At 68.3% G+C, this 19,765-nt stretch carries 20 protein-coding genes; 8 read left to right on the forward strand and 12 right to left on the reverse strand.

All coding sequences use genetic code 11. The annotated features are described in order from the left end of the window. Positions 1-3 precede the first annotated feature (3 nt). The gene (locus tag A3M1_RS0115095; protein ID WP_018389820.1) at positions 4-1,413 is read left to right on the forward strand and encodes an AtzE family amidohydrolase; all 1,410 of its coding nucleotides are present in this window, start codon (positions 4-6) and stop codon (positions 1,411-1,413) included. Between the two features lie 3 nt (positions 1,414-1,416). On the opposite strand, the gene A3M1_RS0115100 is transcribed toward A3M1_RS0115095, so the two are convergent. Together A3M1_RS0115100 and A3M1_RS0115105 are read right to left on the reverse strand one after the other, a co-directional pair. Continuing rightward, a complete protein-coding gene (locus tag A3M1_RS0115100; protein WP_018389821.1) occupies positions 1,417-2,196 on the reverse strand; it encodes a TIGR02186 family protein in 780 nt (259 codons plus the stop codon). Then, a complete protein-coding gene (locus A3M1_RS0115105; RefSeq protein WP_018389822.1) occupies positions 2,193-3,119 on the reverse strand; it encodes a sulfite exporter TauE/SafE family protein in 927 nt (308 codons plus the stop codon). The genes A3M1_RS0115100 and A3M1_RS0115105 overlap by 4 nt, the downstream gene beginning before the upstream one ends. Positions 3,120-3,439: 320 nt before the next feature. Here A3M1_RS0115105 and A3M1_RS0115110 point away from each other — a divergent pair, with 320 nt between their 5' ends. Together A3M1_RS0115110 and A3M1_RS0115115 are read left to right on the forward strand one after the other, a co-directional pair. Further along, on the forward strand, positions 3,440-4,720 hold the full coding sequence (locus tag A3M1_RS0115110; protein WP_018389823.1) for a sorbosone dehydrogenase family protein: 1,281 nt from the start codon (positions 3,440-3,442) through the stop codon (positions 4,718-4,720). Positions 4,721-4,787: 67 nt separating this feature from the next. Next, a complete protein-coding gene (locus tag A3M1_RS0115115; RefSeq protein WP_018964068.1) occupies positions 4,788-5,123 on the forward strand; it encodes a cytochrome c in 336 nt (111 codons plus the stop codon). Between the two features lie 69 nt (positions 5,124-5,192). Here A3M1_RS0115115 and A3M1_RS0115120 read toward each other — a convergent pair whose 3' ends face one another. The 6 genes from A3M1_RS0115120 to A3M1_RS0115145 all read right to left on the reverse strand — a co-directional run bounded on the left by A3M1_RS0115120 (position 5,193) and on the right by A3M1_RS0115145 (position 11,281). Beyond that, positions 5,193-5,858: a hypothetical protein gene (locus A3M1_RS0115120; protein WP_018389825.1), complete on the reverse strand. Its 666-nt coding sequence runs from the start codon at positions 5,856-5,858 to the stop codon at positions 5,193-5,195. Further along, positions 5,858-6,244, reverse strand: a complete 387-nt coding sequence (locus A3M1_RS0115125) for a response regulator (RefSeq protein WP_018389826.1) — start codon at positions 6,242-6,244, stop codon at positions 5,858-5,860. The genes A3M1_RS0115120 and A3M1_RS0115125 overlap by 1 nt, the downstream gene beginning before the upstream one ends. Before the next feature lie 114 nt (positions 6,245-6,358). Beyond that, complete coding sequence (gene meaB / locus A3M1_RS0115130; RefSeq protein ID WP_018389827.1) at positions 6,359-7,360, reverse strand: methylmalonyl Co-A mutase-associated GTPase MeaB; 1,002 nt, start codon at positions 7,358-7,360, stop codon at positions 6,359-6,361. Between the two features lies 1 nt (position 7,361). Further along, a complete protein-coding gene (locus A3M1_RS0115135) occupies positions 7,362-8,222 on the reverse strand; it encodes a branched-chain amino acid aminotransferase (protein ID WP_018389828.1) in 861 nt (286 codons plus the stop codon). A gap of 5 nt (positions 8,223-8,227) precedes the next feature. Further along, entirely contained in the window at positions 8,228-9,625 is a 1,398-nt protein-coding gene (locus tag A3M1_RS0115140) for a dipeptidase (RefSeq protein WP_018389829.1), read from the reverse strand. A 138-nt stretch (positions 9,626-9,763) separates the two neighbouring features. Next, a complete protein-coding gene (locus tag A3M1_RS0115145; RefSeq protein ID WP_018389830.1) occupies positions 9,764-11,281 on the reverse strand; it encodes a helicase HerA-like domain-containing protein in 1,518 nt (505 codons plus the stop codon). 151 nt (positions 11,282-11,432) lie between these two features. On the opposite strand from A3M1_RS0115145, the gene folP reads away from it, so the two are divergent. Both folP and folK read left to right on the forward strand, forming a co-directional pair. Next, positions 11,433-12,275, forward strand: a complete 843-nt coding sequence (gene folP / locus A3M1_RS0115150; protein ID WP_018964067.1) for a dihydropteroate synthase — start codon at positions 11,433-11,435, stop codon at positions 12,273-12,275. Further along, entirely contained in the window at positions 12,265-12,816 is a 552-nt protein-coding gene (folK, locus tag A3M1_RS0115155; RefSeq protein WP_018389832.1) for a 2-amino-4-hydroxy-6-hydroxymethyldihydropteridine diphosphokinase, read from the forward strand. Before folP ends, folK begins: the two co-directional genes overlap by 11 nt. A gap of 103 nt (positions 12,817-12,919) precedes the next feature. Here the strand turns inward: folK and A3M1_RS0115160 are convergent, their stop codons facing one another. Next, complete coding sequence (locus A3M1_RS0115160) at positions 12,920-13,303, reverse strand: hypothetical protein (RefSeq protein ID WP_018389833.1); 384 nt, start codon at positions 13,301-13,303, stop codon at positions 12,920-12,922. A 184-nt stretch (positions 13,304-13,487) separates the two neighbouring features. Between A3M1_RS0115160 and A3M1_RS0115165 the strand changes: the two genes are divergently transcribed. After that, the gene (locus A3M1_RS0115165) at positions 13,488-14,477 is read left to right on the forward strand and encodes a zinc transporter ZntB (RefSeq protein WP_018389834.1); all 990 of its coding nucleotides are present in this window, start codon (positions 13,488-13,490) and stop codon (positions 14,475-14,477) included. A gap of 83 nt (positions 14,478-14,560) precedes the next feature. Further along, positions 14,561-14,935, forward strand: a complete 375-nt coding sequence (locus A3M1_RS0115170) for a hypothetical protein (protein WP_018389835.1) — start codon at positions 14,561-14,563, stop codon at positions 14,933-14,935. 68 nt (positions 14,936-15,003) lie between these two features. On the opposite strand, the gene A3M1_RS0115175 is transcribed toward A3M1_RS0115170, so the two are convergent. Further along, a complete protein-coding gene (locus A3M1_RS0115175) occupies positions 15,004-15,600 on the reverse strand; it encodes a superoxide dismutase (protein WP_018389836.1) in 597 nt (198 codons plus the stop codon). 271 nt (positions 15,601-15,871) lie between these two features. Here A3M1_RS0115175 and A3M1_RS0115180 point away from each other — a divergent pair, with 271 nt between their 5' ends. After that, entirely contained in the window at positions 15,872-16,990 is a 1,119-nt protein-coding gene (locus A3M1_RS0115180; RefSeq protein ID WP_018389837.1) for a hypothetical protein, read from the forward strand. 79 nt (positions 16,991-17,069) lie between these two features. Here the strand turns inward: A3M1_RS0115180 and A3M1_RS0115185 are convergent, their stop codons facing one another. Beyond that, positions 17,070-19,163 carry a S9 family peptidase gene (locus A3M1_RS0115185; protein ID WP_018389838.1) on the reverse strand — a complete coding sequence of 698 codons (2,094 nt, stop codon included), beginning with the start codon at positions 19,161-19,163 and terminating at the stop codon, positions 17,070-17,072. Continuing rightward, positions 19,160-19,597: a peptide-methionine (R)-S-oxide reductase MsrB gene (gene msrB, locus A3M1_RS0115190; protein ID WP_018389839.1), complete on the reverse strand. Its 438-nt coding sequence runs from the start codon at positions 19,595-19,597 to the stop codon at positions 19,160-19,162. The genes A3M1_RS0115185 and msrB overlap by 4 nt, the downstream gene beginning before the upstream one ends. Positions 19,598-19,765 lie beyond the last annotated feature (168 nt).

Below are 19,765 nucleotides of genomic sequence, written 5' to 3' on the forward strand. Positions count from 1 at the left end.
CCCATGTCCCCCGATGCCGACGCCGCGACCCTGCTCGCCGGGCCGGCCTGCGAGCTGGCGGCGGCGGTGCGCGCGGGGCGGGTGAGCGCCCGCGCGGTGACGCAGGCGGCGCTGGCGCGAATCGCGGCGGTCGACCCGGTGCTGAACGCCTTCACCGATGTGACGCGCGACCGCGCGCTGGCCGAGGCCGACGCGCTCGATGCCGCCCGCGCCGGCGGGCAGGCGCTGGGTCCGCTGGCCGGCGTGCCCTTCGCGGCGAAGAACCTGTTCGATCTCAAGGGTCTGCCGACACGGGCGGGCTCGAAGATCAACCGCGACCGGGAACCCGCCTTGCGCGACGCGACGCTGGTGGAGCGGATGAACGCGGCCGGGGCGGTGTGCCTCGGCGGGCTCAACATGGGCGAATATGCCTATGACTTCACCGGCGAGAATGTGCATGACGGCCGCTCCGCCAATCCGCACGACCACGCGCATATGTCCGGCGGTTCCTCCGGCGGCTCGGGAGCGGCGGTGGGCGGCAGACTGGTGCCGCTGGCGCTCGGCTCCGACACCAATGGCTCGATCCGGGTGCCGTCCTCCTTCTGCGGCATTTTCGGGCTGAAGCCGACCTATGGCCGGCTGTCGCGGGCGCGCAGCTTTCCTTTTGTCGCCAGCCTCGACCATCTCGGCCCCTTCGCCCGCCATGTCGGCGACCTCGCCGCAACGTATGACGCGCTGCTCGGCCCCGATGCCGACGATCCCGCGCTCGCCGACCAGCCCGCCGAACCAACGCTGGCGCGCCTCGATTCGCCCGGCGACCTCAAGGTGGCGGTGCTCGGCGGCTGGTTCGCCCGGCAGGGCACGCCCCGGGCCTATGAGGCGGTGGCGCGCGCCGCCAAGGCGCTGGGCGCCACGCGCACGGTGGAGCTGCCGGAGGTGGAGCGGGCGCGGGCGGCGGCCTATCTCATCTCCATGGCGGAAGGGGCGGCGCTGCATGAGGGGCGGCTGCGCGAACGACCGATGGATTTCGACCCGGCGGTGCGCGAGCGCCTGCTCGCCGGGGCGGTGCTGCCGGCGCGCTGGATCGCCCGGGCGCAGATCTTCCGCCGCTGGTTCCGCGACCGGGCGCTGGAACTGTTCGCCGATTGGGACGTGCTGATCGCGCCCTCGACCCCGGTGCCGGCGCCGCGCGGCGGGCAGACGACCTTCGTGCTCGACGGGCAGGAAATGCTGGTGCGGCCGAATATCGGCATCTACACCCAGCCGATCTCCTTCATCGGCCTGCCGGTCGCCGCCGCGCCCATCGCCACCGGCGAGCGCCTGCCGATCGGCGTGCAGCTCATCGCCGCCCCGTGGCGGGAGGACAAGGCGCTGCAGGCGGCAATGGTGCTGGAGCGGGCGGGCATCGCCATCGCGCCGGAACCTGTGGTGTAAGTGTCAGTCGCGGCGGAAGGCGAGATTGGCGATGAAGCCGACCGCGAGCGCCATCAGCGCGGTGGCGAGGCCGTAGAGCCAGGGATGGTCCTGCGCTGTTGTGGCGACCGTCTGCTCGAAATCGATCTTCGCCACTTCCAGGTCCAGCGCCCCCCGGCTGACCAGCGCGCCATCGGCAAAGGTCTTCACCACCACCTCATAAGGGCCGATGGGGGCGGTGCCGGGAATGGGGATGGTCGCGCGAAACACGTTCGGCGCGATGAACTCGACCCCTGCCGGCCGCTCGAAATACAGCCCCTGCGCCTGCTTCACCCGCAGAAACGCCTGCCGGAACGGGTCCTGCGGCACCACATCGGCATAGTCCGAGCCAATGCGTTGCAGCAGATGGTTATTGTCGAGCCCCACCTGTTCCTGCCGCAGGATTTCCGCCTCCGCGATCAGTGCCGGGGCGCGGCTGGTGAAGACGGCGAGATAGGAAGGCGCGGCAAGGAAGCTGCGGCTGTCGGCATTCACCCACAGGCCGAGAAAGCGCTCCTTACGCCAGGTGGTGAAGCTCTCGCTCGGCCCGCGCACAGTGACGATGACATCCTGCGGGCGGGCCGGCGTCGCCGCCTCGCCGGGAGCGATGACGCCGAACAGCACGATCGTGTCGCCGGTGAAGTTCGAGGTGATGGTGACGCGGGCCTTGGACAGCGAGAGCACCAGCTCGGCGCCGCGCGCATCGCCGCCGGCCAGCGCCAGCGCCAGCGCGAAGAGGAGCAGCGGCGCGGCGAGCCGTCTCATCGCGCCGCCTCATCGATGGAGACGGCGTAGAAATCGGCCGGGGTGACGATCTGGTCGACGGCGACGCGCAGGCCGACGGCAAGCACCAGCAGGCCCAGCAGCAGGCGTAGCCTCTCCGCCGGCATCGCCTGCCCGGCGCGGGCGCCGAACTGCGCCCCGATGGTGCCGCCCACCATCAGCACCAGGCCCAGCACGGCATCCACCGTCTGGTTGAGCACGGCGTGCATGAGGATGGCGGCGGTCATCGTCACCAGGGTCAGCATCAAAGCGGTGGCGATGGAGGTGAGGGTGGGCACGCGCAGCAGATAGATCAGCGCCGGCACCAGGATGAAGCCGCCGCCAATGCCCATCAGCGCGCCGAGAAAGCCGATTGCGAAGCCGATCGTCACCACGGGGATGACCGAGACATAGATGCGCGACTGGCGGAACCGCATCTTGAACGGCATGCGCAGGAACCAGGGATGCGCCCCCGGCCGCTTCACATTGGCCTTCTCGCCGCGCCATTCGCGCAGCAGCGCCCGCAGGCTCTCCGCCACCATCAGCGAGCCGATGGTGCCGAGCATCACGATATAGGTGACGGCGATCACCAGATCGAGCTGGCCATACCGGCGGAGCAGCATGAAGGCGACGACGCCGGCCAGCGTGCCGGTGAGGCCGCCTGTCAGCAGCACAAGGCCTAATCGGACATCCACCAGCCCCCGCCGGAGATAGGTGAGCGTGCCGGAAAAGGAGGAGGCGGCCATGTGGGTCGACACGCTTGCCACCGCCACCGCCGGCGGCACGCCGAGGAAGATGAGCAGCGGCGTCATCAGGAAGCCGCCGCCGACGCCGAACATGCCGGAGATGAAGCCGACCGCGATCCCCAGCGCCAGCAGCGTGAAGATGTTCACCGGCAGTTCCGCTATCGGCAGATAGATCGTCACGGGCAGGTCCGGCAGCGTCGGGGCGTCGTTAGCCCATAGCAGGATTCGCCCAACAAGGATTTAACGCCGGGCGCCGGACGGGCGGGCGCCCTGCGTGGGGCTGGTGCTATAATACATTATCAAAGATAATGTCTGACGGTATCGCAGCAATTAATGTAGTAGTGGGCTAGTACAGATCCTCACGTGGTAATATTTTTTGTCCGCCCAGTTGATTTAGTGGCGGATACGCCAGCGTTGCTGACTTAACGTTCGCGTAAGGCATGCTAGCGTGCCGCGTCAACGGACCCGAACGAGGTCCGGGATGTCCAGGAGGAAACCCCATGTCTCTTTTCCGGCGCGGTTCGCGCAACGCTGCGCTTCTCGCATCCACCATGTTCGCGGGCGCGGTGATGCTCTCGGCTTCGGCTTATGCCCAGTCGACCGACAATATGCAGAAGCTCTCGAACTTCCAGCAGACCGGCGCCTCCATGGAAATGGAAACGGTGCCGCAGACCGGCCCGCGTGTGGATGCGTTCAACAAGACGCTGGCCGGCATCAAGCTGCCGGACGGCTTCAAGATCGCGCTCTACGCCATCGTGCCTGACGCGCGCGAGATGGCGGTGGGCCCGACCACCGGCGCCGTCTTCGTCGGCACCCGCAAGTCGAAGGTATGGGCCGTCACCGACCGCGACAAGGACCGCGTCGCCGACGAGGTCAAGGTGTTCGCGCCCTCGATCCAGTTCAAGCTGCCGCACGGCGTCTGCTTCTCCAAGGACGGCTTCCTGTTCGTCGCCGAGCAGAACCGCGTGCTGCTCTTCCCCGCCGCCGAGTATTTCTATGAGGGGCCGGATGTGGCCGCCTTCGAGGTGGTGAAGCAGGGCGAACTGATCCCGCCGGGCGAGGAATCCTACAACCACACCGCCCGCGTCTGCCGTATCGGGCCTGATAACAAGCTCTACATCACGCTCGGGCAGCCCTTCAACGTCTTCGCGCCGGAGAAATACGACCTCTACAAGAAGGCCGGCATTGGCGGCATCGTGCGGATGGAGCGCGACGGCAAGAACCGCGAGGTCTATGCGTGGGGTATCCGCAATTCGGTGGGCATGGACTTCAACCCGAAGGACAAGACCCTGTGGTTCACCGATAATCAGGTCGACGGCATGGGCGACACTATCCCGCCCGGCGAGCTGAACCGCTCCACCGAGCTTGGCCAGACGTTCGGCTTCCCCTATTTCGGCGGCGGCAATGTCCGCACCGTCGAATACAAGGACCAGACGCCGCCGGCCGATTCGGTGAAGCCGCAGGTGGAGATGGACGCCCATGCCGCCGATCTCGGCATGACCTTCTACACCGGCAAGCAGTTTCCGGCGCAGTATCGCGGCGGCATCTTCTCGGTGCAGCACGGCTCGTGGAACCGCACCGACCCGGTCGGCGCGCGGGTGATGTTCACCTCGCTGAACGAGGACGGCACCGTCGCCAAGACCGAGCCCTTCGCCGAGGGCTGGCTGGTCGACGGCGAATATCTCGGCCGTCCGGCCTCGGTGGCGCAGCTGAACGACGGTTCGCTGCTGGTGGCGGACGACACGTCGGGGGCGATCTACCGCATCTCCTACGAGAAGTAAGCGGGCCGCAGCCTCGCCCCTGCGCCTTCGGGCGCGGGGGCACATTTTTTCTTGCCGGGAACAATCGATGAAACGGATGATCTGCGCGTCGCTGCTCGCGGCGGCGCTGGGCTGCGCCCCCGCCATGGCGCAGGACGCCAAGGCCGGCCGCGCCAAGGCCTCCGCCCAATGCGCCGTGTGCCACGGCACCGACGGCATTGCCCAACTGCCGACGGCGGCCAATCTCGCCGGCCAGCAGGAGGTCTATCTGGTCAAGGCGCTGGAGGATTTCCGCGCCGGCCGCCGCGTCAACGAAATGATGACGGTGGTTTCCAAGGATCTGAGCGATGCCGACATCGCCAATCTCGCGGCGTGGTACGCCTCGATGAAGGTCACGGTACAGGTGCCCGAGCGCCAGCCCTGAGAGCTTTGGCATCGACGGGGGCGGAGGTCGCGCGCGTCGCGGCGTCCGCCTTCCTCGTTTAGCGACGGCTCACCCGTGCGGGCGGCTCTGGTGGAACTGGGCCAGCAGCGCCGCGAGCAGCGTCTCCAGCCCGTGGGTGAGGCACGCTGGCGCGAGCCTTCCGGGGCGCGGCAGCGGCACATGGACGAAGACCGCCAGGCGCGGGCCGCCATCGCCGCGGCGCCCAGCCCGCGCCCAGCCATAGGCGCTCCAGGCCAGCGCATTGCAGACATAGCGGCCGGCATGGCGCGAGACATGCGCCGGCACCCCTGCCGCGCGCAAAGCCGCCAGCAGCGGCGCCGGCCGGGCGGTCATTTCGAGCTCTGCCGGCGCGCCGGGTTGCAGCGGGCGGCTGGCGGGGCGGCGGTGGGCGGCATCAGGAAAAACGCCCGTGGCGTTGCGCGCGACGCGCTCGACCGACACATACCGGCGCCGGGCGGCGACGCCGAGCATCAGCACGATATCGGGCTTGGTGCACTCCAGCAGGGCGGGGAAGGCGGCGGCCTCGTCCCAGCGTGTCGGCAGCAGATGCAGCGCGACCTGCGCTCCCGCAACGCGGCGCCCCCGCGCCAGCCGGCGGGCGAAGCCGGCGGACGGGTTCGCCGGCATGCCGGGAAAGCGGCCGAAGCCGGTGATGAGCACCGTCGGCGCGGTCAGAGGGGCGGCGTCCGGACAGGCATCGCGCCCGGCGGGCATCAGGCGGCGCGCTTGTCCAGCGCCCGCGACAGCGCGCCCTGCAGATCGGAAAGCTGGAACGGCTTGTTCAGCACCGGACAATTGCGCCAGGCGGCATCGATGGCGCTGTCGGAATAGCCGGTGGAGAACACGATCGGGATGCCGTGGCTGGCGATCGCCTCGGCGATGTCATAGCTGTGGCGGGTGCCGAGATTGAGGTCGAGCATGGCGACGTCGATCTCGCCATGGCGGGCGGCAACGAAATTCAGCGCATCGTCGAAGCGCGATTCATTGCCGACGACCGTGGCGCCGAGCTCCTCAAGCATGCCCTCGATCATCATCGCGACCAGGGTCTCGTCCTCCACAACGAAGACGCGCTGGCCGGACAGCGTGGGCAGATCCTGCATGATGATATCCGTCACTCCTTCTGGTCGAGCTTGCCAATTCGGTGCCGACCAGGAACCGTCGCCGTGTTCTTAAATATTCTTCCATCATTTCGGCTTTTTTGCGAGTCCGAGCGCTCAACCATCCGCCCAGCCGAAGAGTTCGGCGATCTTCGTGGCACCGAGCGTCGGCGACAGCTCTCCGGCCGCGACGGCGTGCTCGATGCCCGGCAGCTGCGCCCGCAGCGCCGGCTCGGCGCGCATCTTCTCGCGCACCCGCTCGTCGAACAGGGTCCACATCCATTTCACCTGCTGGCCGCTGCGCCGCGTGCCGAACGCCCCCGCCGCCTCGCTGCGTGCCCGGTGCCGCAGCACCTCATCCCAGAGCGGGGCGATGCCCTCGCCGGTGAGGCCGGAATAGGTGAGCACCGGTGTCGACCAGAACGGCTCGCGCCCGCCCAGCACATGCAGCGCGGCGCGGTACTCGCTCGCCGCCGCCTTGGCGCGGGTGAGGTTGGCGCCGTCGGCCTTGTTCACGGCGACGATGTCGGCCAGCTCGATGATGCCCTTCTTGATGCCCTGCAACTCGTCGCCGGCGCCCGGCAGCATGAGCACGAGGAAGGTATCGGTCATGTCGGCCACCGCCGTCTCCGACTGGCCGACGCCGACCGTCTCGACGAGGACCACGTCATAGCCCGCCGCCTCGCACAGCAGCATCGTCTCGCGGGTGCGCGCGGCGACGCCGCCCAGCGTGCCGGCGGCAGGGGAGGGGCGAATGAAGGCGCGCTCCTCCAGCGCCAGCCGCCCCATGCGCGTCTTGTCGCCGAGGATCGAGCCGCCGGTGCGCGAGGAGGAAGGGTCCACCGCCAGCACCGCCACCTTGTGGCCCTGCGCGATCAGATGGCTGCCGAGCGAATCGATGGTGGTCGACTTGCCGACCCCCGGCACGCCGGTGATGCCGACGCGGATGGCGCGCCCGGTCTGTGGCAGCAGCGCCTGCAGCAGCGCGCCCGCCTGCGCCCGGTGCGTCGGCTTGCGCGATTCCACCAGCGTGATCGCGCGGGCAAGCGTCGCCCGGTGGCCGGAGCGGACGCCCTCGACGAGGGTTTCGAGGGCGGGAAGCGGGGCGGCGGGCGACACTTCAGGAATGGGCGAACTCCCAATAGAGTTCGCGCGCCCGGCGATAGACCGGGCCGGGCTGGAGATCGCGATCCTCGATGCGCGTCACCGGCGTCACCTTGGAATAATTGCCGGTGGAGAAGATCTCGTCCGCCTCCAGGAAGTCCCGCCAGGTGAGCGCGCCCTCTACCACCTCGATCCCCGCCGCGCGCAGCAGGCCGGCCGTGCGGGTGCGGGTGATGCCGGCGAGAAAGGTGCCGTTCGGCGCCGGGGTGAAGGCGACGCCGTCTTTGGCCAGAAACACATTGGCGGTGGCGAGCTCGGCGACATTGCCGATCATGTCGCACAGCACGGCATTGTCGAAGCCGCGCTGATGCGCCTCCACCAGCGCCCGGCTGTTATTGGGGTAGAGGCAGCCGGCCTTGGCGTCGGTGACGGCGCATTCGAGGGTGGGGCGGCGGTAGCGCGACAGGGTGATCGCGGTTCCGTGGTCGGGGCTCGGCATGCCGGCCTCGTAGAGGCTGAGGCACCAGCGGGTCGATTCCGGGTCGGCATCGACCGTGCGCGCACCGGGATATTCCGCCCAATACATCGGGCGGATGTAGAGCGCGGCATTCGGCGCGAAGCGCTTGATGCCCTCATGGGTCAGTTCGACCCATTGTTCCACCGAGACGAGGGGCTTCAGGCCCATCGCGACGGCGGACCGGTTCACCCGCGCGCAATGCTGCGCAAGGTCCGGCGTCACCCCTTCAAAGGCGCGGGCGCCGTCGAACACCGAGGTGCCGAGCCAGGCGGCATGCGTGCGCACCCCCATGATCGGGATATTGCCCTCCTGCCAGTCGCCGTTGAAGAAGCTCCAGGTCTGCGTCCAGTGATGCGACATAACAGCTACTCCGCCAGCGCCGCCAGGATACGGACCCAGCTGCGAATGCCCTTGTGGAAGGAGGTAAGGTCGTATTTCTCGTTCGGCGAGTGGATGCGGTCATCGTCCAGCGCGAAGCCGACCAGCAGTGTGTCCTGCCCCAGCACCTTCTTGAACTGGCCGACCACGGGGATGGAGCCGCCCTCGCCATAGGTGACGGCCGGCGCGCCCCATTCGTCGCCGAGCGCGCTCGCGGCCCTGGCCAGCAGTGGGTTGTCATGAGCGACAGCCACGGCGGGGTTGCCCTCGCCGCTGAGGAATTCGACCGTGCAGTCGGGCGGCAGCTGGGAGCGGACATAGGCGCGCACGCAATCGCGCACATGGGCAGGGTCCTGGTCCGCCACGAGGCGGCAGGTGATCTTGGCGGTGGCGATGGAGGGGATGACGGTCTTGGCACCCTCGCCGGTATAGCCGCCCCACATGCCGTTGACCTCGAAGGTCGGGCGGGTCGACACCATCTCGATCAGCAGCCGATCCTTCTCGCCGATGGGTTGGGAGAGACCAACGGGGCCGAGGAAGTTCTCCGTCGTCAGGTCGAGCTTGGACCAGGATTCGCGCATATGCTCGGACGGCTCGACGACGCCGTCATAAAAGCCGGGAATGGTGATCCGCCCGTCCGCCCCGTGCACGCCGCCGATGATCTTCGAGATCACATGCAGCGGGTTGGCGGCGGCGCCGCCATAATAGCCGGAATGCAGGTCGCGATCGGCGCAGCGCACGATGAACTCGTCATGCATCAGCCCGCGCAGGGAGAGGATGATGGCCGGGGTCTGCGCGTCCCACATGCCGGTGTCGCAGACGAGGGCGAGGTCGGCCTTCAGCTCATCCTTATGAGACTCAAGGAACGGGCCGATATTGGCCGAGCCGCTCTCCTCCTCGCCCTCGACGACGATCGCCACATCGACCGGCAGGCTCCCCGTGGTGCGGATATAGGCGCGGCAGGCCTCGACGAAGGTCATCACCTGGCCCTTATCGTCGGAGGAGCCGCGGGCGACGATCCGCTTCACGCCCTCCGCATTCTCGACAATGCGCGGCTCGAAGGGCGGGCTGTCCCACAGGTCAAGCGGATCGACCGGCTGCACGTCGTAATGGCCGTAGAACATCACCCGCCGCGCCGCGCCCCCGGACAAGGTGCCGGTGACGATGGGGTGGCCAGGTGTGTCGTTCAGCTTGGCGGTGAGGCCGAGCGTGGCGAGGTCGTCCGCCAGCCACTGCCCGGCGCGCCGGCACTCGGCGGCATAGGCGCGATCGGTGGAGATGGAGGGGATGCGGAGAAAGGCGAACAGACGCGCGAGCGAGGCGTCGAGATCGGCGTCGACGGCCGCGAGCACGCGGTCGAGGTCTGTGCTGGAGAGAGCGGCCATGGCCGGGAGTCCTTGTTGTGTTTTCTGAAGGCCTTTTCCGCCTCATCCCCGGGCTTGCCCCGGGGACCCAGACACCTTGCGCCTCCGTCAAGGACTGGGTGGCCGGGTCAAGCCCGGCCATGAGGGTGCGCTGGGAGCTTACCGTCGGCGCGCGCCGCCCAGCACGTTGCGTAGAATGGCCTTGGTCACCTCATTGGTGACCTGCCGCGTCACCTGGTTGACCATGCGCTCGCCCATGCTCATGCCACCGCGCGGGCCGCGCCGGAAAATACCGCCGAGCGCGTCGGACAGCCAGCCGCCGCTTTGCGCCTCGGCTTCGGCCGGCGCGGGGGAGGGCTCAGGCGCGGTGGCCTGTTCGGCGCGCTTGGCGAGGATCTCATAGGCGGATTCACGGTCCAGCGTCTCGTCATAGGCGTGGCGCACCGGGCTCTGGGCAAGCGCGACCTTGCGCAGTTCGGGCGTGATCGGGCCGACGCGGGCGGCGGGCGGGGCGATGAGCGTGCGCTCGACCATGGAGGGCGTTCCATTGCCCTCCAGCATCGAGACCAGCGCCTCGCCCTTGCCAAGCTCGGTGATGACCTGCGCCGTGTTCAGCTTCGGGTTGGGGCGGAAGGTGTCGGCCGCCGCCTTCACCGCCTTCTGGTCGCGCGGGGTGAAGGCGCGCAGCGCGTGCTGCACCCGGTTGCCGAGCTGGGAAAGCACGCTGTCGGGCACATCGAGCGGGTTCTGGGTGACGAAATAGACGCCGACGCCCTTGGAGCGGATGAGCCGCACCACCTGCTCGATTTTCTGCAGCAGCGCCTTGGGCGCCTCGTCGAACAGCAGATGCGCCTCGTCGAAAAAGAACACGATCTTCGGCTTGTCCGGGTCGCCGATCTCGGGAAGCTCCTCGAACAGTTCCGACAGCAGCCACAGCAGGAAGGAGGCATAGAGCCGGGGCGAGCCCATCAGCTTGTCCGCCGCCAGCAGCGAGATGGTGCCGTAGCCCGAGCGCGGCTCGACCCGCATGAGGTCGGTGATTTTCAGCGCCGGCTCGCCGAAGAATTTGTCGGCGCCCTGATTCTCCAGCACCAGCAGCGCCCGCTGAATGGCGCCGACGGTCGCGGGCGAGACATTGCCATAGGTGGTGGTGAGCTTGCCCGCATTCTCCGCCACGAAAGCGAGCATGGCGCGCAGGTCCTTCAGGTCGAGCAGCAGCAGGCCCTGCTCGTCGGCGATGCGGAAGACGACGTTGAGCACGCCTTCCTGCACGTCGTTGAGGTCCATCAGCCGCGCCAGCAGCAGCGGGCCCATCTCCGAAACGGTGGCGCGCACCGGATGGCCCTGCTCGCCGAACAGGTCCCAGAAGATGACCGGGAATTCGTCCGGCACATAGTCGATGCCGATCTCCGCGCAGCGCTTGACGATCCAGTCCTGCCCCTCGCCGGGCATGCCGATGCCGGAGAGGTCGCCCTTGATGTCGGCGGCGAAGACCGGGACGCCGGCGCGGGAAAAGCCCTCCGCCAGCGTCTGCAGCGTGACCGTCTTGCCGGTGCCGGTGGCGCCAGTGGCAAGGCCGTGGCGGTTGGCGAGCTTCAGCGCGAGATATTCCGCCTTGCCGCCCTCGCTCGATGGGCTTCGCCCGACGAAAATCCTGCCGTCGGTGTCACCGGACATGGTCGTCTCCTGCGCACGCTCGCGTCGCCTCCTTTAGAGCGCAGGCGGGGGCGGTTCGGCAAGCGGGGAGGACGGCGAGTTGGCGGCCGGCGCTTGCGTTCCGCCGCGCGGCGGGCGATTTGGGAGACAAGACAGCAACGCCGGGAACATGATGGCCTCTCTCCTCCCGCCCACAGAGCGCATTTTCGAGGCGCGCGGCCACCGGCTCGACTATGCCGGCCGCACGCTGGTGATGGGCATTCTCAATGTCACGCCGGATTCCTTCTCCGATGGCGGGCGCAGCGCCGCGCTCGACGACGCGCGGGCCAATGCCCACCGGCTGGTGGCGGAGGGGGCGGATATTCTCGACATTGGCGGCGAATCCACCCGCCCCGGCCACACGCCGGTGCCGGCGGAGGAAGAGCTGCGCCGCGTGCTGCCGGCGGTCGAGGCGCTGGCCGGGCTGCCGGTACCGCTTTCCGTCGACACTCAGAAGGCGGTGGTGGCCGAAGCGGCGCTGAAGGCCGGCGCCTGCATCGTCAATGACATATGGGGGTTGATGGGCGACCCCGAGATGGCGCGGGTCGCCGCCGCCTATGACGCCGGCGTGGTGGCGATGCACAACCGGGCGAATGTCGACCCCGCGGTCGACATCGTCGCCGACATCCTCGGCTTTTTCGAGCAGGCGCTGGAGCGCGCGGCGCGCGCCGGCATCCGCGCCGAGCGCATCAGCCTCGATCCCGGCATCGGCTTCGGCAAGACCTTCGAGCAGAATCTCAAGGCGCTGGCCTCGCTGGCGGAATTCGGCAGGTTCGGCTTCCCGATCCTGCTCGGCACCTCGCGCAAATCGCTGATCGGCAAGGTGATCGAGACCACGCCGGCGGAGCGCCTGCCGGGCACCATCGCCTCCAATGTGTTGGGCATCCGCGCCGGCTGCGCCATCATCCGCGTGCATGACGTGGCCGCCCATGTGCAGGCGGCGCGGGTGACGGAGGCTATCCTCCATGCCTCCTAAGCTGCCGCCCGAGTTCTTCGTTCGCCGGCCTCGCAAGGTCGAGAAGGCCGTGGCCTATCTCTGCCTCGGCTCCAATCTCGGCGACCGCGCCGGCACCATGGCGAAGGCGGTAGGGCTGATCGCCCGCACGGGGCTGAAGATCATCGCCCGTTCCTCGCTCTACGAGACCCCGCCCTGGGGGCCGGTGCCGCAGGGGCCCTATCTCAACATGGTGGTGGCGGTGGAGACCGAGCTTTCGGCGCGGGAGCTGCTGCATATGCTGCTCGGCGTCGAGCACGCCTTTGGCCGCGACCGCAGCCGCGAAGTGCGCTTCGGGCCGCGCACCATTGACATCGACATATTGCTCTATGGCGACGAGGTGGTGGCCGAGCCGGATCTCGAAATCCCGCATCCGCGCATGATGGAGCGGGCCTTCGCGCTGATTCCGCTGAGCGAGCTCGCCCCCGAGCTGAAGGTTGGCGGCGTGGCGGTGGCCACGGCTCTCGCCGGGCTCGACCGCAGCGGCATTGTCAAGGTGGAGCCGCAGCCGGCGGGGAACTGAGGCGCAAGGGGGCATGTGCGAGAGGCCGGCCCGACACGCGAAGGGCGACGGATCGCTCCGCCGCCCGCTCGTCCGTCGCGCCTTGGGAAGGAGAGGGTGCCGTTCAGCGGCAGACCTCGACATCGCGGTAATAGGGCTGGCCCCAGCTGTTGTAGAGCGTGCGCGTCTCTGTCCAGCAGCTCGGACGGTAATAATTGTTGGCGGCGCCGGCCGCGATGGCACCGACGGCGAGGCCGCCAATGATGCCGGCGGCGACGGCGGCGCCGTTATTGTTGCGACGCGGGCCGTAATAATAGCCGGGGCCGCCCCAGCCGGGACCACGCCAGCCCGGGCCGTAGCCGGGACGCCCCCAGCCGGGGCCGCCGCCACCATGGCCGCGCCAGCCCGGGCCACGCCAACCATCGGCGGCGGCGGGAACGGCGGCGAGGAGGGTAGCGCCCGCGAGAGCGAGCGCGACGAGCTTGCTGGTCTTGGTGAAGCCGATCATGGCGAAATCCTCGGATGGACGCTGCTTGTCGCTCGCGGGCCGGTGTGGCCTTTGATGAACGCTACCCTAGCCGCCTGCTACCGAACCCAATCTGAACCCGCTGTTGCAAAAGGTTCATCAAACTGAACGCATTCCATCGGGGGCGTTCATCTGCCATTCATTCGCGAAACGCAGGAGCCAGGCTTTGCCCGATCACGATAAAGAAGGTCTCGTTTCCGCCTGGACGTTCGACGGCAATGGCGGGGCGCGGCGGATCGGCTGGGAGGAGATCGGGCAGGGCGTGCCGGCCGGGGAACGCTTCCAGTGGATCAACCTTCAGCAGCTCGAACATCGCTATAACCGCAGCTCCTGGCTGACCGATCACAGCGGCATCGACCATTCGATCCTCGAATCGATGGTGGCGGCGGAGACGCGCCCGCGCTGCGCGCTGTTCGACAATGGTGCCTTCCTCAATCTGCGCGGCATCAATTTGATGCCCTACTCGCTGCCGGACGAGATGCACTCCATCCGCTTCTGGGTGGAGCCGCACCGCATCGTTTCAGTGCGCCGGAAGGCGCTGTCGGCGGTGGGGGACTTCGAGGACGCGATCCAGCGCGGGCGGGCGCCGCGCACGCCGGGCGAGTTCGTCGCCGATCTCTCCATGCGCCTGGTCGACCGCATGGACACGGTGATCACCGCGCTGGCGGAGCAGGCGGACGAGCTGGAAGAGCAGGTGCTGAGCGCCACCCTGTCCAATCTGAGCCCGAAGGTCTCCGAGGTGCGGCGCGTCGCCATCATCCTGCGCCGCTATATCGCTCCGCAGCGCGAAGCGCTGAACCACTTTTCGCTGGAAGACGCCGAATGGCTCTCGCCCCGCGACCGCAACCGGCTGCGCGAGGCGGCCGATCGGGTGACGCGCTTCGCCGAGGAACTGGATTCGGTACGCGACCGCGCCGCCGTCATCTACGACCAGATGGTGGAACGGCGCGCCGAGCAGATGAACCGCTCCATGCTGGTGCTGGCGGCGGTGACGGTGATCTTCGCTCCGCTGACGCTGATTACCGGGTTGATGGGCATGAATGTGGAGGGCATTCCCGGCTCGCAGGACCCGAACGGCTTCTGGGCCGTGACGATCCTCGCCGCCGGGCTCGGCGTCGGGCTGGTGGCCTGGCTGCGAATGATCCGCTGGCTTTAGGCCGCCCCTTTCCGTCGCCCGCCAGGCGCATAGATTGACAAGGTGCCGGCCGCGACCTTTCGCCGGCCGTGGAGGGAAGTGCCATGCGCGGGAAAGCGATTGCGTCGGCGGCGATCTTCGCCGGTTTCATGCTGGGGGCGGCCGGTGGCCCGGCCGAGGCCTATGAATTCACCGGGACCTTTCCCGGCGGCGACTGCCGCAAGATGGCGGCCTCGATCCCGCCCGGGCAGCTCTGGTACGGCCATTTCACGGGTCGTCGCCAGTCGCCGTGGAATGTCGACTTCATCGAAGGGCGCACCGCCGATGGCTGCTTCCGCAGCAAGGCCGAATGCGACAACTGGCTGTATCAGTGGCGCTCGGCCTGGCAGCTCAATTTCTGGAACGACTATTGCGTCCAGGGCTGGCCGCCCAAGGCGCGCCCGGCAGGCCCGCGCACCGAGGTGCCGTTCGGCCAATAGAGGCGCGATGCGCATGAAAAAGGGCGCCGTCGACCCGCGACGGCGCCCGATTTTCGCGCGAAGACCGCTCAGACGGCCTTGGAATACAGCTCGGCGACGTAGTCCCAGTTCACCAGGTTCTCGACGAACGCCTTGAGGTAGTCGGGGCGGCGGTTGCGGTAGTCGATGTAGTAGGAGTGTTCCCACACGTCGCAGCCGAGGATCGGGGTGGCGCCGTGCACCAGCGGGCTCTCGCCATTGGCGGTCTTCATGACGACGATCTTGCCGTCCTTGACCGCCAGCCAGTTCCAGCCCGAGCCGAACTGGGTCACGCCGGCCTGGATGAAGTCTTCCTTCATCTTCTCGACCGAGCCGAGGTCCTCGATGATCTTCTTCTCAAGCTCGCCGGGAATGGCACCGCCGCCATTCGGCTTCATCCAGTTCCAGAAGTGGAGGTGGTTGAAGTGCTGGCCGGCATTGTTGAACAGGCCGGCATTCTTGCCGAAGGAGCCCTTGACGATCTCTTCCAGCGACTGGCCTTCCCACTCCGTGCCCTTCAGCAGATTGTTGCCGTTGTTCACATAGGCGAGGTGGTGCTTGTCGTGGTGATATTCGAGCGTCTCGCGCGACATGAAGGGGGCGAGGGCGTCGTGGGAGTAGGGAAGCTCGGGAAGCGTGAAGGACATGGAATCTGTCTCCGCAGAAATGAAATCCGGCCGCGCCGCGTTGGCGCCCCTCGCGGGTGCGCGGGCACCATGAAAGATCGGCACCGATTAGATAGGGCGCGACGGCGCGGGCGACAACCAAAAGCGTCGCGCGCGGCCGAATTCTTCCCCACCGCCGGACGGGGGGCGGGGTGATGCGACAATCGACCTGCCCGCTTTCGCTAAAGCTGTACTGGACGTAAGGTCTCGTACAAGAAGGACCGACGGCGAATCGGTCCGGCGGAGTTTCTTCATGGGTGCAGTAGTCATCGGAATCGGCGCGGCTCTGGCCGCGCTCGGCATCGTCTTCGGCGTAATTGGGTTCGGTTCCGCGGAGACGACTTCCGGCGCGGGCCTGATGATGGTCGGCAGTACCGCTTTTGTCGGCGGTCTTCTGATGGTCGCCCTCGGCTCCATTCTGCGGGTCTTGGGCGACATCGCCGAGAAGCTGGACGGGGCGGTGCATGTCGAGCCTTTCGAGGACGAGCACCATGCCGGGCGGATCGAGGCGGCAGCGGACACCGTTGCGGGCGCGGCCCTCGCCCCGATGGCCTCGGCCTTCGAAGACGCCCCCCCGGCACGCGCGCCGCAGGAACTGCCCCTTGTCGAGGAGGAGCGCGCGCCGCCGGCCTGGTTCGGCCGCAAGCGTGCCGCCGAGCCTCCGAGCGCAGGCGAAGCGGCGTTTGAGCCGGAGCGGGAGTTCGCGCCCGAGCCTGACGTCGAGCCTGAATACGAGCCCCTGCCGCCCTTCCGTTCCCCCCTTGCCGAGGCGGCGCGCCGGGAAAGCACACGGGCGGAGCCGGTGCGCGTCGACCCTGTGCGTACCGAGCCTTTGCGCACCGAGCCCCTGCGTTCAGAGCCGCTCCGCGCGGAAACGGTTCGGCCCGAGCCTCACCGCCAGGAGCCTCTCCGCCAAGAGCCTCTCCGCCACGAGCCTGTGCGCCCCGACGCTGAGCGCCCCGAGCTGCCGCGTTTCGAGCCCACGCGCACCGAACCTCAGCGCCGCGAGCCGCCCGGCTTCCTGCGTCCGGCGGCAGGCGCGGGCCTGCCGGTGGAGCGGCCCGCTCCCGTGCCGTCTGTCTCCCCCGCCGTCGAGGAGCCCGAGGTGCCGCATGCGCACGAGGCCGTGCTGCCCGAGCTGGATGAGGCGCCGCCCGCCTTCCTGCGCGAGGCGGACCTGCTGGTCGACGAGCCCGAGCCGGCGCCAGAGACGCCTTCCGTCACCGTGCTCAAGTCCGGCACCATTGGCGGCATGAGCTACACGCTCTACTCCGATGGTTCGATCGAGGCGGACCTGCCGGACGGGGTCCTGCGCTTCGCCTCGCTGCAGGAACTGCGCGACCATGTCGCCGGCGCCGCCGTCCGCGAGTGAGGTTCTGGCGGCCGTCAGATATGCAAAGGGCGCCCTAGGGCGCCCTTTTTCGTGTTGTGGATGTCTGGGCCGAAGCGCGTCAGCGCCCCGCCATGGCGAGGGCGAAGGCATAGATCATCGCGGTTTCCTCCAGCCGGTCGAACCGGCCCGAGGCGCCGCCATGGCCCGCCTCCATATTGGTGCGCAGCAGCAGCGGGCTGGTATCGGTCTTCAGCGCGCGCAGCTTCGCCACCCATTTCGCCGGCTCCCAATAGGTGACGCGCGGATCGGTGAGGCCGGCCAATGCGAAGAGGGCGGGATAGTCCTGCGCCGTCACATTGTCATAGGGCGAATAGGCCTGGATGCTGGCGAAGGCCTCGGCATCCATGATCGGGTTGCCCCATTCCGGCCATTCCGGCGGAGTGAGGGGCAGCGTGTCGTCGAGCATGGTGTCGAGCACGTCGACAAAGGGCACTTCCGCGACGATGCCGGCGAACAGGTCCGGGCGCATATTGGCCACCGCGCCCATCAGCATGCCGCCGGCCGAGCCGCCATGGGCGACGATGCGGTCGGGCGCGACGATCTTCTCGGCGATAAGATGCTCGCCGGCGGCGATGAAGTCGCTGAACGTGTTGGTCTTGCGGGCGAGCTTGCCCTCACGGTACCAGCGCCAGCCCTTTTCCGTGCCGCCGCGAATATGGGCGATGGCGAAAACGAAGCCGCGATCCACCAGCGACAGCCGCGCAGTGGAAAAGCCTGACGGCATGGACATGCCATAGGCGCCATAGCCATAGAGCAGGCAGGGCGCGCTGCCATCGAGCGGGGTGTCGGCGGCAAAGAGCAGCGACACCGGCACAAGCTCGCCATCCGCTGCCGGGGCCATCAGGCGACGGGTGACATAGCGCTTCGGGTCGTGGCCGGAGGGCACCTCCTGGCGCTTGCGCAGCGTCCGGGCGCGGCTCGCGACGTCATAGTCCCACACCTCGGCAGGGGTGGTCATGGAGGAATAGGTGAAGCGGATCTCGGTCTTGTCGAAGCCATGGCCGGGATCGAAGCCAAGCGAATAGGCCTCCTCGGCGAAGGCGACGGCATGCTCGGTGCCATCAGCCAGCGTCCGCACCACAAGGCGCGGCAGCCCGTCCTCGCGCTCCAGCCGCACCAGATGGCCCCGCAGCACGGTTGCCGACAGGAGCAGGCGGCCGGGCTTGTGCGGCACCAGATCGTGCCAATGGGCGCGCCCGGGCGTCGCCAGCGGCGCCGTGACGATCTTGAAGTCCTCGGCCCCGTCGGCATTGGTCTCGATGACCAGGCTCTCGACGCCGTCGAGCGCGGGATGATGCTCGACGCCGTAGCGCAGGCCCGGCTCGCGCGGCGCCACCCGGACCGGGGCGTCGAGCGGGGATTCAAGGTCGAGGAGCCTGACCTCGCTGGTGTCGTGGTCGCCGCAGGAGATGAGGCCGAAGCGGCGTGACTGGGTGCGGCCGAGCGAGACGAAGAAGCCCTTGTCCGGCTCCTCATAGACCAGCACGTCCTGCGCCGGGTCGGCGCCCAGCCGGTGGCGGTAGACGAAGCTCGGGCGGTGCTCGGCGTCGCGACGGATATAGAACAGGTAAGAGCCGTCGGCGCTCCACAGCACGTCGCCGGTGGTTTCCGTGACCAGATCGGGAAGATCGGTGCCGGCCTCGATGTCACGGATGCGCAGCGTGTAATATTCCGAGCCGGCCTCATCCGTCGTCCAGGCGAAGAGGCGATGGTCGGGGGATTGCTGGGCGTCGCCGAACTGGAAATAGGCTTTGCCGTCCGCCAGCGCGTCGCCGTCGAGCAGCACGGTTTCGCCGGCAATGGCACCGGCCGGCCGGCGGCAGATCAGCGGGTGCTGCCCGCCCTCGCGGAAGCGGGTGAAGTAGGCGAAGGGCCCATCCGTGGAGGGCACGGACGAATCATCCTCCTTGATGCGCCCGCGCATCTCCTTGACCAGCTGGGTGCGCAAGGCGGCGTACGGGGCCAGCCATGCCTCGGCGCCGGCGTTCTCGGCCTCCAGCCAGGCGCGGATATCGGGCGCCAGCAGGGCGGGATCGCGCATCACCTCGCGCCAATTGTCGGCACGCAGCCAGGCATACGGGTCCACCAGAGTCTGGCCGTGAAAGCTGCGAACCAGTGGCGGATGGGCGGGGACGGCGGCGGTGGTCGTCACGCGGACTTTTCCTCGCCCTGGGGCGCATCCGCCTGGAAGGCGAGGGCGACGCCGTTGATGCAGAAGCGCTGGCGCGTGGGCGGCGGGCCATCGGGGAACACATGGCCGAGATGGGCGTCGCAACTGGCGCACCGCACCTCGACCCGGTGCATGCCATAGGAATGGTCGTGATACTCGCTGACCGCCTCGGCATCCACCGGCTGGAAGAAGCTCGGCCAGCCCGTGCCCGATTCGAACTTGGCGTTGGAGCGGAACAGCGGCGTCTCGCAGCACACGCAGCGGTAGATGCCGGGCTCCTTCTGGGAGAGGTGCGGGCCACTGAAGGCGCACTCGGTGCCGTGGCCACGGGTCACGTGGTACTGCTCGGGGGTGAGCTGGGCGCGCCACTCAGCGTCCGACTTCACCACGCGGGGGCGGCGGGAGATCTGGTCCATGGGAAAATCCTTCAGCTTTTCCGCTGAGATAGTGACCCCTGAGGGCAGCGGCAAGTGTTGTCGTCTTTCAGGAAGTTTTGCCCGGCGGATCGCTGGCGCGTGGTCGCGCCGCCACAGGCTTTCGATAAAATTGAGCTTGCGGCGGCTGGGCGACAGTTTCACGGCGGC

The sequence above is a fragment of the Ancylobacter sp. FA202 genome (genome assembly GCF_000380205.1).
GTDB lineage: Bacteria > Pseudomonadota > Alphaproteobacteria > Rhizobiales > Xanthobacteraceae > Ancylobacter.

Coding starts and splice junctions, on each gene's coding strand:
- A3M1_RS0115120 (WP_018389825.1), bottom strand. CDS start 5,858: ATGCCCGCCGGGCGCGATGCCTGTCCGGACGCCGCCCCTCTGACCGCG.
- folK (WP_018389832.1), top strand. CDS start 12,265: ATGCCTCCTAAGCTGCCGCCCGAGTTCTTCGTTCGCCGGCCTCGCAAG.
- A3M1_RS0115100 (WP_018389821.1), bottom strand. CDS start 2,196: ATGAGACGGCTCGCCGCGCCGCTGCTCCTCTTCGCGCTGGCGCTGGCG.
- msrB (WP_018389839.1), bottom strand. CDS start 19,597: ATGGACCAGATCTCCCGCCGCCCCCGCGTGGTGAAGTCGGACGCTGAG.
- A3M1_RS0115135 (WP_018389828.1), bottom strand. CDS start 8,222: ATGTCGCATCACTGGACGCAGACCTGGAGCTTCTTCAACGGCGACTGG.
- A3M1_RS0115140 (WP_018389829.1), bottom strand. CDS start 9,625: ATGGCCGCTCTCTCCAGCACAGACCTCGACCGCGTGCTCGCGGCCGTC.
- A3M1_RS0115095 (WP_018389820.1), top strand. CDS start 4: ATGTCCCCCGATGCCGACGCCGCGACCCTGCTCGCCGGGCCGGCCTGC.
- A3M1_RS0115110 (WP_018389823.1), top strand. CDS start 3,440: ATGTCTCTTTTCCGGCGCGGTTCGCGCAACGCTGCGCTTCTCGCATCC.
- A3M1_RS0115170 (WP_018389835.1), top strand. CDS start 14,561: ATGCGCGGGAAAGCGATTGCGTCGGCGGCGATCTTCGCCGGTTTCATG.
- A3M1_RS0115145 (WP_018389830.1), bottom strand. CDS start 11,281: ATGTCCGGTGACACCGACGGCAGGATTTTCGTCGGGCGAAGCCCATCG.
- A3M1_RS0115175 (WP_018389836.1), bottom strand. CDS start 15,600: ATGTCCTTCACGCTTCCCGAGCTTCCCTACTCCCACGACGCCCTCGCC.
- A3M1_RS0115115 (WP_018964068.1), top strand. CDS start 4,788: ATGAAACGGATGATCTGCGCGTCGCTGCTCGCGGCGGCGCTGGGCTGC.
- A3M1_RS0115160 (WP_018389833.1), bottom strand. CDS start 13,303: ATGATCGGCTTCACCAAGACCAGCAAGCTCGTCGCGCTCGCTCTCGCG.
- A3M1_RS0115180 (WP_018389837.1), top strand. CDS start 15,872: ATGGGTGCAGTAGTCATCGGAATCGGCGCGGCTCTGGCCGCGCTCGGC.
- A3M1_RS0115125 (WP_018389826.1), bottom strand. CDS start 6,244: ATGCAGGATCTGCCCACGCTGTCCGGCCAGCGCGTCTTCGTTGTGGAG.
- folP (WP_018964067.1), top strand. CDS start 11,433: ATGGCCTCTCTCCTCCCGCCCACAGAGCGCATTTTCGAGGCGCGCGGC.